General features: G+C 61.0%; 10 protein-coding genes and 1 pseudogene. 3 read left to right on the top strand and 8 right to left on the bottom strand.

Annotation, left to right across the window (positions count from 1 at the left end):
- The 3 genes and pseudogenes from GM79_RS26450 to GM79_RS04055 all read left to right on the top strand — a co-directional run.
- A pseudogene (locus tag GM79_RS26450) lies at nucleotides 1–777 on the top strand (IS5 family transposase); the annotation flags it as partial.
- A gap of 90 nt (nucleotides 778–867) precedes the next feature.
- On the top strand, nucleotides 868–1,230 hold the full coding sequence (locus GM79_RS04060; RefSeq protein ID WP_035559606.1) for a DoxX family membrane protein: 363 nt from the start codon (nucleotides 868–870) through the stop codon (nucleotides 1,228–1,230).
- A gap of 318 nt (nucleotides 1,231–1,548) precedes the next feature.
- Complete coding sequence (locus GM79_RS04055; RefSeq protein ID WP_035559603.1) at nucleotides 1,549–1,830, top strand: hypothetical protein; 282 nt, start codon at nucleotides 1,549–1,551, stop codon at nucleotides 1,828–1,830.
- Between the two features lie 83 nt (nucleotides 1,831–1,913).
- Here GM79_RS04055 and recJ read toward each other — a convergent pair whose 3' ends face one another.
- The 8 genes from recJ to GM79_RS24600 all read right to left on the bottom strand — a co-directional run bounded on the left by recJ (nucleotide 1,914) and on the right by GM79_RS24600 (nucleotide 13,888).
- Nucleotides 1,914–3,587 (bottom strand): single-stranded-DNA-specific exonuclease RecJ, encoded by a 1,674-nt coding sequence (gene recJ, locus GM79_RS04050; protein WP_235183915.1) that lies wholly within the window; start codon nucleotides 3,585–3,587, stop codon nucleotides 1,914–1,916.
- A gap of 538 nt (nucleotides 3,588–4,125) precedes the next feature.
- Nucleotides 4,126–5,952: a tetratricopeptide repeat protein gene (locus tag GM79_RS04045; RefSeq protein ID WP_072008528.1), complete on the bottom strand. Its 1,827-nt coding sequence runs from the start codon at nucleotides 5,950–5,952 to the stop codon at nucleotides 4,126–4,128.
- 249 nt (nucleotides 5,953–6,201) lie between these two features.
- Nucleotides 6,202–8,331: a peptidylprolyl isomerase gene (locus GM79_RS04040; protein ID WP_035559600.1), complete on the bottom strand. Its 2,130-nt coding sequence runs from the start codon at nucleotides 8,329–8,331 to the stop codon at nucleotides 6,202–6,204.
- A 241-nt stretch (nucleotides 8,332–8,572) separates the two neighbouring features.
- Nucleotides 8,573–8,836: a hypothetical protein gene (locus GM79_RS04035; protein WP_035559597.1), complete on the bottom strand. Its 264-nt coding sequence runs from the start codon at nucleotides 8,834–8,836 to the stop codon at nucleotides 8,573–8,575.
- Nucleotides 8,837–8,902: 66 nt separating this feature from the next.
- Nucleotides 8,903–9,478: an LPS export ABC transporter periplasmic protein LptC gene (gene lptC / locus GM79_RS04030; protein ID WP_235183913.1), complete on the bottom strand. Its 576-nt coding sequence runs from the start codon at nucleotides 9,476–9,478 to the stop codon at nucleotides 8,903–8,905.
- Nucleotides 9,479–9,607: 129 nt separating this feature from the next.
- The gene (locus tag GM79_RS04025) at nucleotides 9,608–10,945 is read right to left on the bottom strand and encodes an outer membrane protein transport protein (protein WP_152559815.1); all 1,338 of its coding nucleotides are present in this window, start codon (nucleotides 10,943–10,945) and stop codon (nucleotides 9,608–9,610) included.
- Nucleotides 10,932–11,672 carry a type III pantothenate kinase gene (locus GM79_RS04020; RefSeq protein ID WP_035559591.1) on the bottom strand — a complete coding sequence of 247 codons (741 nt, stop codon included), beginning with the start codon at nucleotides 11,670–11,672 and terminating at the stop codon, nucleotides 10,932–10,934. Before GM79_RS04020 ends, GM79_RS04025 begins: the two co-directional genes overlap by 14 nt.
- A 155-nt stretch (nucleotides 11,673–11,827) precedes the next feature.
- Entirely contained in the window at nucleotides 11,828–13,888 is a 2,061-nt protein-coding gene (locus GM79_RS24600) for a pseudouridine synthase (RefSeq protein WP_051718485.1), read from the bottom strand.
- Nucleotides 13,889–14,019 lie beyond the last annotated feature (131 nt).

Genomic DNA, 14,019 nt, shown 5'->3' with positions numbered 1-14,019 from the left:
GTTTACTGCTTATTTACTTTTCAGCATGCGCCGTCACGAAATTTCTGATGCTACCTGGGCCCTGGTTGCCCCGCACCTCTCCGGCAAGGCCGCCGATGGCGGGGCGACGGCCGTCGATAACCGGCTGTTTTTCAACGCTGTGGTGTGGATAATGCGCACCGGCTGCCCGTGGGCCGACCTGCCCGAACGCTTCGGCAAGTCCGACACGGCCCGCAAACGCTTCCGCCGGCTGGCCGAAAAAGGCGTCTGGCGCCGCCTTTTCCAGGTCGTCCAAGCGCCGGAGCTGGACTGGGTGCTGCTCGACTCGACCATCGTGCGGGCGCACCAGCACGCGGCGGGCCAAAAAAAAGCGACGCTCAGACCGAGTGCCTCGGCCGCAGCCGGGGCGGGATGAGCACCAAAATTCACGCCTGCGTCGAGTCGCTGGGCAACGCGGTGCGCCTGCTCGCCACCCCCGGCCAGGCCGGCGACAGCCCGCAGGCGCTGCCCCTGCTCGACGGCCTCGACGTGGGCCAGGTAGTGGCCGACACGGCCTACGACAGCGACCAAACCCGCGCCTATTGCGCTCAACGCGGTATTCAAGCCGTCATCCCCAGCCACCCCAACCGCACCCAACCGCTGCCCCTGGACGAGAATGCCTACCGCGACCGCAACAAAATCGAACGCTTTTTCGGACGCATGAAGCAGTATCGCCGCTTGGCCACCCGCTACGAGAAGACCATCGTTTCCTTCCTCGCGTTCTGGCATATCGGAGCAGCACTTGATTGGCTTAGATGAATAACTCATTTCTTAATGTCCTCACGCCCTAGGCTCGCGAACGGGCGCCACGACTGATGCCCCGCCTTTCGGACCCACCTTTGCGGGTATATGACACTCCAGCTTTTTAGCCGCTATACGCTGGCCCTGCTTTTCGTGGCGGCCGGCCTGTGGCATTTTTTGCATCCGGCTACGTACCTGGCCATCATGCCGCCGCTACTACCGCAGCCCCTGGCCCTGGTGTACGTAAGTGGCTTTTTTGAGATTCTGGGCGGGCTGGGGCTGCTGTTTGCCCGCACCCGGCGCGTGGCGGGCTGGGGCCTGCTGGCCCTACTCGTAGCCGTGTTTCCGGCCAACGTGTACATGGCGCTGGTTCACGAGCAGCTCGGCATTCCGGGCTGGGCGGCGTGGGCGCGGCTGCCGCTGCAACTGCCGCTGCTGTGGTGGGTGTGGCAGGTTATGCGGCAACGCTAATCCGGGTATATCTTTCGGGCATTTTCTACCACATTCTGTTTTATGTTCTCAAAACGTCTAGTTATCGGGGCAGCAGGACTGCTCGCACTGGGGGCACCGGCCCAGGCCCAATTGGCCGCCGAAGCAACTTCGGAACTAACGCCAACCACAGCCCAGTACACGGCCGCACGCGATTCGGTGCTGGCCAAAGCCGCCGTTTACCGTAGCGATAACGAAGCGTCACTGCGGAATTTCAGTGCTTCGTTTACCGGAATCCGGGGGCTACGCCGCAAAATTGTAAGCTATAGTTCTTCTCATTCCGGGCGTGTCCCACTTAAAGTGCATACAATCAAGCACAAAACCACCGGCACCAAAATCGAGAAAATCGAATACCGGGCACAAGATGGCCGACTCTGGCTAACCGAACGCTACGTGCAGGACCAGCTGGTCCGATTAGAGCTGTTTGAGTACACCACCACCAAATACAGTTCTTCGGGAATAAGACAGAGCGGCACGTGGCTGCTGGTGCCCGGTGACTACATCCAGCGTACCCGCAAGCCCGACGGCAAAGCCAAAACCAGCACCTTTTACTTCCGCACGCGCCCTATGCCAGCGGAATAGCGCCGAGCAGTTGGTACAAAAGGCAATGCCCGTGACTGAATCAGTCACGGGCATTGCCTTTTGTGTTTGTACCAGAAGTTTGCTTACTCCCAGCGCACGTCCAGCAGACGCAGCTGCACACTGCGCTGGCCGCGGTACTCGTTCAACTCCACGGTGTAGCAGGCGCTGAAGGGCTGGCCCTGCTCGATTTCGGACAGGTAATCGGCCAGGCCAAACCCGATGGCATCCACGGCCGGGCCCTGGGCATCGGCTGAGGCCAGACGCAGCTTGAGGTGTCCCTGCCCTACTACGCGGGCGCTGTGCGGCACCGCCACCAGCCGCTGCGAGGCAAACACCGGGTTGGGGTTGCCGGGACCAAAAGGCTCCATGCGGTGCAGCTCGCCAAAAAAATCTTCGTTGATGCGCCCCAATGGCAAAGTGGCGGCTATTTCTACCGGGCGCACCAGGTGCTCGGTGGTAAGAGTGTCGGCCACCACTTCCTCGAAGAGGCGCTGGAAAGCGGGCACGTTTTCTACTTTGAGCGTGAGGCCGGCGGCGGCCCGGTGCCCACCATACTGGTCCAGCAAATGCGCGCAGGCTTCGAGGGCACTGTGCACATCAAACCCGGCCACGGACCGGGCCGAGCCGGTGGCCTTGCCATCGCGCTGGGTGAGAATGACGGTGGGGCGGTAGTACTGGTCGAGGCAGCGTGAGGCCACGATGCCGAGCACGCCCTGGTGCCAGTCGGCTTTATAGAGCACAGTGGCGCGGGCGTTTTGCAGGGTGGGGCTGCCGGAAATCATATCCAGGGCTTCCTGAGTGGTTTGCTGGTCGGAGCCGCGGCGCTGCTGGTTCATCTGGTCCACCACTTCGGCGGTGTAGCGGGCTTCCTGCTGGTCGGGGGCCAGCAGCATGGCCACGGCGCGGCGGGCGTCGCCCATGCGGCCGGCCGCGTTGATGCGCGGCGCGAAGCCGAAAATAAGGCTGCTGATGCCCAACGCGCCTTCGCGCAGGGTGGCCAGCTCGCGCAGGGCCGCCAAGCCGGGACGCAGCAACTGCGCGTCCTCGTTGAAGCGGCGGAGCCCGTGGGCGGCCAGAATCCGGTTTTCACCCGTAATAGGCACCACGTCGGCGGCAATGCTCACGGTGGCCAGGTCCAGCAGGTCGTGCAGCGGGGCTTCGGGCAGGCCCAAATGCTCGCCCAGGGCCTGCATCAGCTTGAAGCCCACGCCGCAGCCCGAAAGCTCTTTGTACGGGTACGTGCAATCAGCGCGCTTGGGGTCGAGCACGGCCACGGCGGCCGGCAGCTCGTCGCCGGGCAGGTGGTGGTCGCAAATAATGAAATCGACGCCCTTGCTGGTCGCATACGCCACCTGTTCCACGGCTTTAATGCCGCAGTCGAGCGCGACAATGAGCGTGAAACCATTAGCAGCGGCAAAGTCAATGGCCTTTTCGGAGATGCCATAGCCTTCGGTGTAGCGGTCCGGGATGTAGTCACGCAGCCGCTCGGCGCCAAACAAAGGCGTGAGGTAGCTCATCACCGTGGCCACCGACGTGATGCCGTCCACGTCGTAGTCACCCAGCACCACCACCTTTTCGCCTTCGTTGAGGGCGCGGCTGAGGCGGGCCACGGCGCGGTCCATGTCGCGCATCAGCAGCGGATTGGGCAGCTGGCGCAGGTCGGGGTGGAAGAAGGCGGCGGCGGCGGCGGGCGTGTCAATGCCGCGTTGCACCAGCAGGTCCGCTATTTCAGGGGCAATGAAGAGGGCCTCAGCCAAGCGGTTGACCCGTTGCGGGTCCGGTTCGGGGATATAATTCCAGCGCTTACTAGCGGATATGGGCATTTGATACGTCGTAGAAATGACTTCAAAAGTACGACCAAACCCCTCCCCCGTCCCGGCGGACTTATCTTTGGTGCCCGGCACCCACCCGCCGTAATCCATGCGTCAGCTCCAGGAATTTTACCGCAAGTACCGCCAGTACATTCTTTCCGATGGGTTGATGTACGTGGTGTTTATCCTGGCCCTGGTCGTAATGTTCGTGTTCTTCGGATAGGTTTTTTAGGGTAGGAGGGTGTGGGGGTAAGAGGGCATGAGTTTGCTATTCTACCCTACTGTTTTTTGGAATCCTTTCTCCACCTTGCTTCACGTTCAATTCCCATCCACTCAAGGCGGTTTTTAGAGAATTGAAAGAGCCCGCAAAAAGACTCCGAAATGGCTTTAGCTGCTTCCGAGCAACTGCCGAAAAAATAGTCGGTATAGTGCGTTTGGAATCCTTCTTACCCTCTTGCCCGCACACCCTCCTACCCTAAAAAACCTACACCCCGTCGCCGCGTAGCTTGCGGAAGCGCTTGCGGGCCTCGGCCACGTAGATGCTGCCGGGATATTTGGTGATTACCTGGTTGTAGAGCTCCTGAGCTTTGGCCTTGTCCTTGAGGTCTTCTTCTTGAATGCGGGCAAGCAAAAACAGGGCGTCGTCGCTCAGCACGTCGTATTTGGGGTTGTTGGTGATGCGTTCGAGCGTGGCCGTGGCGGCGGCAAAATCCCCGGTGCGGCGCTGTAGCTGGGCTTTCAGGTAATAGGTGTCGTCGGAGAGGGGGTGACCGGGGAATTTCTCCAGCAGCTGGTCCAGGCCCGTGATGGCCTCGCTAATCTTATTCTGAAACACGAGCTGCTCCACGGCGGCAAAAGCCCGCAGGCCCAGCCCCAGCGTGTCTTCCACGGTGTTGTCCTGAATCAGCAGCGAGAGCTGCATGGCGTCGTTGGCAATTTCGCGGGTGGTGGCTTCTTTCAGGATGTCGAGGTGGCTCTGGGCGAGCTTGAAGTCGCCAGCGTAGTAGCTCAGACGGGCATTGCGCAGCTTGGCCTCGTAGCCCAGCGGCGAGTCCTTGTGCGACTTTTCCACCTGCGAATACAGCAGCGTGGCCTCCCAGGGCTCCGCTTTCAGCAAATACAGGTCGCCAAGCGTCACCTTGGCTTCATCCACCACGTCGTTGCCGGCGCGGGGCATATCGATTATTTCCTGCAGCAAGGTCATGGCCCTGGCGCGGTCATTCAGCTGGAAGGCGTGCAGGTTGGCCAGGTTGCGGAGCACCGGCGCCGTATCGGGAGTCCGGCCCTGCTCGGTCAGCAGCGACTCGTAGTCGGCGACCAAAGCCCGCACCTTGGTCAAATCCACCGGGTACGTTTCGCGCACCTGCGCCTCGCGGGCCTGGAGCAGGCGCTGGCGGGCCAGGTTGCCATAGGGGCCGGCGCGGTATTCGCGGGCCACGTACCCAAAGCCTTCGATGGCGCTCTCGTAGTCCTTGTTCTGCTGCGCGATGGCAGCCAGCTCCATCACCCGGATGCCTGCGCCGCGCCCGCGCCGGTCTAGCGCGCGGGCCTGCACCAGCGCCCCGGCAAAGTCGCGCCGCTGCATTTGCAGCCACAGCAGCAGCTCGCTGTAACTCGCCTGCTCGGGATGCTCCTGAGTGGCCGTGAGCAGCAGTTTTTCGAGCGTATCGAAGTCCTTTTCTTCGCGCAGGGCGTTTTGCAGCATGTTGCGCACAAAGGGCAGCTGCTTCTCATCGAGCGCAATCAGGCGCAGGGTTTCGGCCAGCACCTGGGCCTGGTTCTGGCTTTGGGTGTAGAGCCGAATCAGCTCGGGGGCGTATTCCGTGTCGTTTTTGGCCAGCGTGCGGCCGCGCAGGTAGGTGCGCTCGGCCCAGAGCGGCAGCTCGCGGCGGCTAAACTCGGCGGCCACGAGCTGCACCTGCGGCGGTGCGAGCTGGCTCAGCACTTTCTGCCACTGCTTCTCGGCGGCGGGCGCATCGCCGGCCATGGCGTACACTCCCCCCAAGGCCACGCCCATCGTGGCGTCTTCCGGGTGCTGCTTGGTGGCTTTTTTGGCCAGCTTCTCGGCGTCTTTGTAGCGTTTCAGGGCCTGCAGCGAGGCCAGGTACACGGGGAACACGCCGGGGCTCGTTTGCTCGGCACCGGGCAGCTTTTCCAGCAGAAACACCGTCTTTTCGTGCTCCCCGCGGCGGGCGTAGTCGTTGGCCAGCGCGATGCCGCTCACCGGCGTCCAGCCCTTCGAAGAATCCTGCGCCTGCGCCGAAAGGGCAAGCAGCAAAGCGGCGGCTAATATCAGGGAATGCGGACGCATAAACTGGTTTTAGTTGTTAGTTGTTGGTTGGCAGTTGTTTGGATAACTCTTCAACTGACAACAGCCAACTGACATCCAGCAACTAAAAACTACCTACTCCTGCCATCAACGCTTGGGTTTGGCTGGTTCGTTCAACCCCAAACCCACTCGTGCGAGGCACTTGTTTCGCGGGCCGGGGCAATGACGCGTAAAAACAAAAAAGGGCCGCTCCCGAAGGTACGGCCCTTTTCAAATCGGAGGATTGACGTCCTAGAAAAACTTCGTGCGGTTGTCCTTCACGTTTGACTTGGCTTTGATGGCCTCGTAAATTTTGCCATCCTGCTGCTGGGCGCGCTGCTGGGCAAGCTGCTGCTGCACGGCTTTCACGGCAGTAGCATCGGCAGTTGCAGGAGCATTCACGCTCACCGGCTCAATTACCAGCACGCCCTGCTCGCCTTCGATGGGAGCCGACTTCTGGCCGGCCTTGAGCCCAAAGGCTTTGCCTACCGCTAATGGCTCGAAACCCACGTTGGTGAGGTTGCCCTGGCCCAGGGTTACGTCCGGCGCCACGCCCACCTGGGCGGTAGCACCATACTTGGCAGCCATGTCTTCCAAAGTACCGGTCTTGGGCAGCTTGGCCATGATTTGCTTGGCCTTTTCCTCTTTGCGCACCATGGCCGAGAGCTCCTCTTTCAGGGCCGAAACCGAAGCGGTGCCTTTGGAGCGCTCCTCGGTGAGGGCCGCAATAACGTACTGGTCGCCAATTTCATACACTTCGGAGATGTCGCCTACTTTGGTCTCGCCGCCGGTCTGGTTGAAGCCGAAAGCCCAGCGCACTACCTCGCGGGCATTCTGCAGGTTGTTCACGCTGCGGGCACCACGGTCCAGGTTTTTAGCCTCCTGCTTCACCAGGGTTTTGTCCTTGGTCACCAGCTTGCGGAAGCTCTCCAGGTCGGTGGCTTCGCCTTTCAGCTGCTGGGCTTTGGTGTAGGCAGTTTCGCGGGTGGCTTCGGTTGGGGCAATGCTCTTCTTCACTTCGGCTACCTGGTAGGTTTGCTTGGTGGGGGCGCCGGTTACTTTGATGACGTGGTAGCCGAACGACGTTTCCACGACGCTGGGCAACAGGCCGGGCGCGGTAGCCGCGAAAATGGCTTTCTCGAACTCGGGCACCATACGGCCCTGGCCGAACCAGCCGAGGTCGCCGCCCTGGTCCTTGGTGCCATCGGTACCAAACTGACGAGCCATAGCGCCAAAGTCGGCGCCGGCCTTGATTTTATTGAGAATGTCCTCAGCCTTGGCTTTGGCAACCGCTTTGCCTTCGGGCGTAGCGGCGTCGGCCTTAATGAGGATATGGCTGGCGCGGGCCGCCGACTCCTTACCGGCACTCACCCCGGTTACTTTATAAAGCGAATACGTGCCGTTCTCAGCGAAAGGCCCGTAGATGCGGCCCTGCGTCAGGGGCAGTTGCTTGCGCAGCTCCTCGGGCAGGTCGGCGGGGCTGCGGAGGGCTTTGTTGTAAGGCTGCTCCGAATTGGCCGTCACAAACAGCGAATCAACCGGAGCCGAGGCAAATTGGGTGGCCAAGTCGGCAATCGTGGCTTTCACGCTGGTGCTGTCTTCGCCCGAAGCCACCACCGGGATGGTGATGTATTCCACCGAGCGGCCATCTTCTACCTTGTACTTGCTCTTGTTCTTGTCCAGATAAGCCTGCAGCTGCGCGTCGGTCACTTTCACGGCCGAATCGGAAATGCTGGCGTAGGGCACGAACAGGTATTTCACCGTGGCCTTGGTATTCTGCAGCGTGTTGAAGCGCTTGGCTTCGGCGGTGGTCACGTACACCGAGTTTTTCAGCAGCGCGTTGTACTTGTTGGCGAGGCGCTCGGCGGGCAGGTTGGCTTCGAAATTATACCAGGCCGCCTGCGTTTCGGGGGGCAGCTTGTCGAGGTTTTTCAGGTAGTCAATCAGCTTGGCCTTATCGAACTGGCCGGTTTGCTGGTCGGTAAAAGCTTGCTTGATGCCCGCGTTGATGTTGTCGCCCTGCACCATGTCCACCAATTCCTCGTCCGACACAGTCAGGCCCAGCTTTTCCCACTCGGGCTTGAAGGCCAGGCGGTAGATGGTCTGATTCCACGCCTGGTCGCGCAGGTAGCCCATGGCCTGGTCGTCGGGCTGGCGCTGCTGCTGCGAGATAAAGGCCTGCTTGGCTTGCTCCAGGGCATTGTTGTACTCATCAAATTCAACCTTCTGGCCCGCTACTTCGCCCACCACGGTATCGTTGCCGCCGAAGAGCTTGTTGTTGCCGCCCACCAGGTCGCCGCCCACAATAAAAAGCAGCATGCCAATGGCCACGAGGCCAACTGCCACGCCTGATTTTTCTCGTATCGTGTTAATTAAAGCCATTCTTTCCTAGTCGGTTGTCAGTTAGTTGGTGGTTGCGAGGGCCCGGCAACAGTTGGTCAGCACGTACTGACAACTGCAACCCCGCCGCTAACAATTCATTGAGTGAGGTCAAAAGAGGCGCAAAATAACCAGAATTTGACCGGTAATCAAAGTTTTGCCTGATTTTAAGTCCTTCGGGGAGGCCGTTGTGGATTCCACCTCAGCTGCCGGCTCCGCAGCCGCCCCAACCGAAAAGAAGCCCTTAACGGCGCTTCCGGTTGGATTTGGCGGGGGTTTTGGTTTGGTTCTTTTTGGCCAGTTTAGCTTCTTCTTCCGCCACCTTGGCGGCCAGTCGCTCCTGTTGCCGCCAGTACAGCAGCGGAAACCAGCAGGCCATGGCCACCATAAAAATCCAGTAATTATCCGCTATACTATTGAACAGCAGCGTCTGGTAAATACCAATTACCAACGCCGCGACGCCCACCGAAAAAAGAATGGTGCGCAACATGGATTTATCGAAAGTCATGGGAAGGTATTTTACTGAACATTCTTTTTCAAACCAACAACTGACCAGTCAGGGGCCGCTGCAGCCCTATTTCGCCGGGGTTGCCGCACCCGGAGCCGGAGCCGCAAATACGCCCGTGACCTTTTTCATGCTGTAGCGCGAAAAATTCTGGTTCGCCGTCAGCCCGTAGCCGTCTACGTATTCGGTGGGGGTCGTGACCTTCACAAACATGGCCGAATCGGTGTAAATCAGTTGCTTGCTCTTATCAAAAAACATCTCTTCGGTGTTGAGACGCTGCTCCTGCGGCACGTTAACGACCCGCACGTCGCCACGCATGATGTAGAGGTTTTTGGCCTTGTCGGCTTTGCCGTATTTGGCGGTCAGCGTGTTCACCACGGTTCTTTTGCCGTCGGCCGAATAAAAGGTCACCTGCACGCCCTTGGGGTAAATCACGTCCCCGTTCTCAAACTGCTGCTCCAGCGGTGCGGTGAGCTGAAACTTGAGTTTGGCCGAGTCGCTGACCAGCGTATTCACGTTGGTGGTTTCCATCAGCGGGCCGGTGTACACCAGCAGCGGGCCGGTAGCCGCTTTTTTATCGCAGCCCGCCAGGGCCAGCAGCACCAGCACGCCCCCATTTCCCCACCTTTCTCGAAATGCGCGCAAGTTGTTTACGTTACGTAAGTCCCTATTTCGAATTAAACAGGTAATGTGTTTGGTATAACTCCCTGTCAGGCAATAAAAAGCCCAAAGTCGTTAGCCGTCAGCAAATGGCTGAACGGCGACTTTTGGTCATTACTGCAAGCGGCGCTTGATGAACCAGCGGTTGTTGAGCGTCACGCCCAACTGCCCGCGGATGTAGCTTTCCCGCACATTGCTGCTGCCCGTGGCGGCGTTGAGAATATCGGTATTGCCCCGCACGCCGTAGGTGAAACCCAGGCTAAAGGTGGTGGCTTCCAATGGCGTAGCGTTGGGCAGCGGGAAGGCAAACCCCCAACTAACAGCGCGGTCATATAGGGTTTTTCCGCCCGGCTGGTACGGCATCTGTGCGATGTTCACGCCGGCGCGGTAGGTTACCCGCTGGAAATAATGCTCTACCGAGCCGGGGTCGGGCGCGATTTCGCCGCCCAGGCCCAGCCGCAGGGTGTTGTTGAGGGAAGTGCTTTGCTGGCCGAAGCTGGTGAAATTCGACCACTGCTGACGCGCGGCGTCGAGGTTGATGCTCCAGTTTTTGTCGTTATCGAGGCTGATTCCGAGCTGGGTCAGCGCGGGAACGGAGGTGCTGCCGCGTCCGTCGCTCAGGGTAGATGGCGGCGCGATGAGGGTGCCTTCCACGTTGGTTTGTTCCTGCTCGACAGACTGCTGCCCGCGCAGGTCGTGGCCAAAGCTATACACGCTGGCCAGGTTGATGCTGAGGTCTTTGCCCAGTTTGTGCCGGTAATGCGCCCCGGCCCGGAAGGCGAAGTCGGAATAGCGCGTGTGCGTCCGGCTCACCGAATTAACCAGCGGCGCGTTGCTGTTGGCCACCAGCACGCTGGTGCCAACGGTTTCATCAACCACTCCAAAAACGTAAGAAGCGGTTACGCCTACCGTGAAGCCCTTCGAAATCTGGAATCCCTGGCCAATGTACGCTTCGGAAACCCCGCCCGTGCCGAGGTACTGCGTCCGTACGGCATCCGTTGGATTGGGGGCTCCGGCTACCGGGCGCACGGTATTCGATTCGTAATCGACGGCGCTCACCGGCTTCAGTCCTACCGCAGCGCCCCACTTGGTGCTCAACGGTACCGAAAGAGCGAAGTAGCCGAGGTTGCCGCTGCCGCTCCGGTTGGTTGAGGCCGCGTTTCTAATTGTTTTGTATTGTCCGTTGTAGCCCGCTTCAAACGTGGTGCGGCCCGTGTAATAGAGCAGGGCCGGGTTCAACTCATTCACATTCGTGGAGTTAGGCGCCGCTAAGCCCACGCCGCCCATGCCCATCTGGCGCACACCGCCGGTGTTGGCGTTGAATTCGCCCAAACCAATGCGCGAGTACGGCGAGTTGCCCAAGCCCTGTGCTTGCGCGCCGCTCACTGTAAATACCACGCCGGCCAGTACCAAGCTCCAACGCAGGCAACCCATCTCTTTATTTGACAACATGATAAGCTAAAATCCGATTAAGGCCGAGCAGCACCAGCTCAGGCACCACAAAGATACGAGCCGGGAGCCGGGCCGCTAGAAAAGCAGCATCGCCACCCGTGAGCAACACCCCGATGCCGGGGTACAGCTGCTGATACTGAGCAATAAAGTCCACGATTTCGGCCACCATGCCGTTGACCACGCCGCTCAGCAGGCTACCCGTAGTGGAGTCGCCCACGAGCGGAATCGTTGCATCGGTGGCGGGCCGCTCCAACAACGGCAGCCGCCCCGTAAACGTGTGCAAGGCCCGAAAGCGCATGGCCAGGCCCGGCGCAATGCTGCCGCCGTGGTAAGTTTCATCGGCCGTCACCACATCAAATTTCAGGGCCGTGCCCGCGTCGATGATGAGCGTGGGCTGCCCCGGCCGCAGCCCGGCCGCTCCTACTGCCGCCGCCAGCCGGTCGGCGCCCAGGGTGTGGGGCGTGGCGTAGGCGTGGCGTAGCGGGACGGCCGTAGTGGCCGGCGAAAACGTCAGGATTTCACCCGGCACCAGCTCCCGCAGCTCGTCAGTGCGCAAGGCGGCGTCTTCGGCCACGGAGGCCACGATAACGTGCGCCGGCTGCCAGTGCTGCACCAGCGCCAATACTTCCGGCGCAGTGAGGCCCGCCTGCATCTCGCGGAGCAACGCGCCTTCGAAGCAGCCGGCTTTCACCGCCGTATTACCGATGTCGAGGGCAAGGGTACGCACGAGAATTAGTGGGTGTTGCTGGTTAAAAAATAACCGTCATACTGAGCTTGCCGAAGCATCTCTACCGGGCAAGTAATCCTAACGATTGGATTTGCTATTGCGGTAGAGATGCTTCGGCAAGCACAACATGACGGTCGTTTAGTCTAGCCGTTGGGCTACAGGAAGTACTTCATCCGAATAACTTCCTGCTCGCTCAGGAAGCGCCATTTGCCGCGGGGCAGGTCCTTTTTGGTGAGGCCGGCGTATTGCACGCGGTCCAGAGCCACCACTTCGTAGCCGAGGTGCTCAAAAATGCGGCGCACAATGCGGTTGCGGCCAATGTGGATTTCGATGCCCACAAAGTGCGGGTTGCCGGCCACTACGGCCACGTCGTCTACCACGGCTTTGCCGTCTTCGAGCTCGATGCCTTGGGCAATCTGGCGCAGGTCTTCCTCGGCCAGGGGCTGGCTCAATTCAACCTGGTAGATTTTCTTGTTTTTGTGCGAAGGGTGCGAGAGCTTCTGGGCTACTTCGCCGTCGTTGGTGAAGAGCAGCAGGCCTGTGGTGTTGCGGTCGAGCCGGCCCACGGGGAAAATCCGCTCCTTCGAGGCGCTGGCCACCAGCTCCATTACCGTGCGGCGGCCTTCGGGGTCTTCCGTAGTCGTGATAAAATCCTTGGGCTTGTTCAGCAGCACGTACACCGACTTCTCGCGGTTGAGGTTGGTCTTGCCGTACTGCACGGTGTCTTCGGGCTGCACTTTATAACCCATCTCCGTCACCACTTCGCCGTTCACCTTTATTTCGCCGGCGGCAATCAGCGTATCGGCCTCGCGGCGCGAGCAGATGCCGGCATTGGCGATATAGCGGTTCAGGCGCAGCTCGTCGGTACCGAAATCTTCCTCTTCGTCGCGGCGGCGCTTGTTGCCGCGGGTTTTGTCGTTTTCGTAGTGCTTCAGGTTTTTGTAGTCGGGTGCCTCACCGGGGCGCTCGCCGAAGCGGGGCTTATCGGCGCGGTTTTCCTGCACGGCCGGGCGGGCGGCGCGGGGCTTGTCTGGGGTACTACCGTAGCCGGTGCCCGAGCGGCGCACGCTACGCTCCTGCGCCTTCAGGGCCTCGCGACGCTCGGCAAAGCTGCCGGGCGCGGGCGTCCACTTCTCGGTGCTGCGCTTCTCGTACGTGCCGGGGCGTTCGCTGGTGCTGCGGCTGGCGCCAAAGGTGGAGTTCTCGCGCTTGCCAAAAGCGCCGGGCGTAAACTTCCGGCCGAATGCAGCTTCATCGCCGCGGCGGTCGGCATCGCTGCCACCGGAATAGTCGGAGCGGCGCTCGCTGCGCTCCTCGCGGGGCTGCGGCGGGTTGGCCTCAAAGGGGCGGGCCGAACGGATGGGCCGGTTGGGGCCGCGCTCCTCGCTACGCTGGAAATCCTGCGGCTCGCGGGGCGTGCTTCGGCCAAAGCTGCCGCTGTTGCGGGGCGCACTGGTTTCGGCCTGCTCGTTGGGATTACTCTTCTCAAACTTGCGGTTGCGCTCGCCGGGCTGGCCACGGGGCACGGCCTTTTCGCCTTCGCGGCGGTAGGGCTGGCCGCTCCAGTTTTCCTTGGCCTGATACGGGCGAATAGGACGGGCATCGGGCGAAGCCGGGCCGCGCTGCTCGCCACGGTCGTTGCCGTAGCCGCCACGCTCGCCGCGGTCGTTACCGCGCTCTGGGCGCTCGGCGGTGCGGCCGTAGCTGGTGCCGGTGCGCTGCTCCTTGCCCAGGCGCGGGCGCTCGGTGCGTTCTGACCGGTCGCCGCCGGGGCGGAAGCCGCCGGGCTCGCGCTGGCTGTACTCCTTATTGCCGCCGAAGCTCTTGCCACCGAAACCCTTGTTGCCGAAGCCGCTGCCACCTTCGCGGTTGCCACCGCCGTAGCTGCTGCCGTAAGGGCGCTTCTCGCCATCACCGGAGTTGCTGCGGCCGCCACCGAAGGCACCGTTGGTGGGGCGGCCGAAGGCGCCATTAGTAGCTGGGCGGCCAAATGCGCCGTTGGTAGCCGGGCGGCCATTGCCGGGGCGGGTGGCGGAGTAGCCACCACGGTCACGGTCGCCGCCACGGTCGTTGCCGCGGTCGCGGTCACCGCCGCGGCCGGCCGGTCCACCGGGGCCCGAACGCTCGTTTTTATTGCCGCCGAAGCCGCCGGGGCCACCTGCATTGCGGCCGCCGCGACGGTCCGACTTATCGTCTGAAAAATGTTTCTTGCCCATGGCTTGAAAAGTTGCTTGCCGTATCGCTACGGTATGATGAAAAACGTGGTTGTCGAAGTGGGATTTTCCGCCGCTGACCGGATAAAGCCGTCAGTAGCTGAAATAATTCACTTAAGATAAAAGCAAAAGCC

Source organism: Hymenobacter sp. IS2118 (assembly GCF_000715495.1).
Taxonomy (GTDB): domain Bacteria; phylum Bacteroidota; class Bacteroidia; order Cytophagales; family Hymenobacteraceae; genus Hymenobacter.
Note: the sequence above shows the minus strand (reverse complement) of the source record. Positions and strands in the feature narration are given on the sequence as shown.

Excerpts from the sequence above, each read along its gene's own strand:
- GM79_RS04060 (WP_035559606.1), top strand. The coding sequence starts at position 868 with ATGACACTCCAGCTTTTTAGCCGCTATACGCTGGCCCTGCTTTTCGTG.
- GM79_RS04045 (WP_072008528.1), bottom strand. The coding sequence starts at position 5,952 with ATGCGTCCGCATTCCCTGATATTAGCCGCCGCTTTGCTGCTTGCCCTT.
- GM79_RS04040 (WP_035559600.1), bottom strand. The coding sequence starts at position 8,331 with ATGGCTTTAATTAACACGATACGAGAAAAATCAGGCGTGGCAGTTGGC.
- GM79_RS04035 (WP_035559597.1), bottom strand. The coding sequence starts at position 8,836 with ATGACTTTCGATAAATCCATGTTGCGCACCATTCTTTTTTCGGTGGGC.
- GM79_RS04025 (WP_152559815.1), bottom strand. The coding sequence starts at position 10,945 with ATGTTGTCAAATAAAGAGATGGGTTGCCTGCGTTGGAGCTTGGTACTG.
- GM79_RS24600 (WP_051718485.1), bottom strand. The coding sequence starts at position 13,888 with ATGGGCAAGAAACATTTTTCAGACGATAAGTCGGACCGTCGCGGCGGC.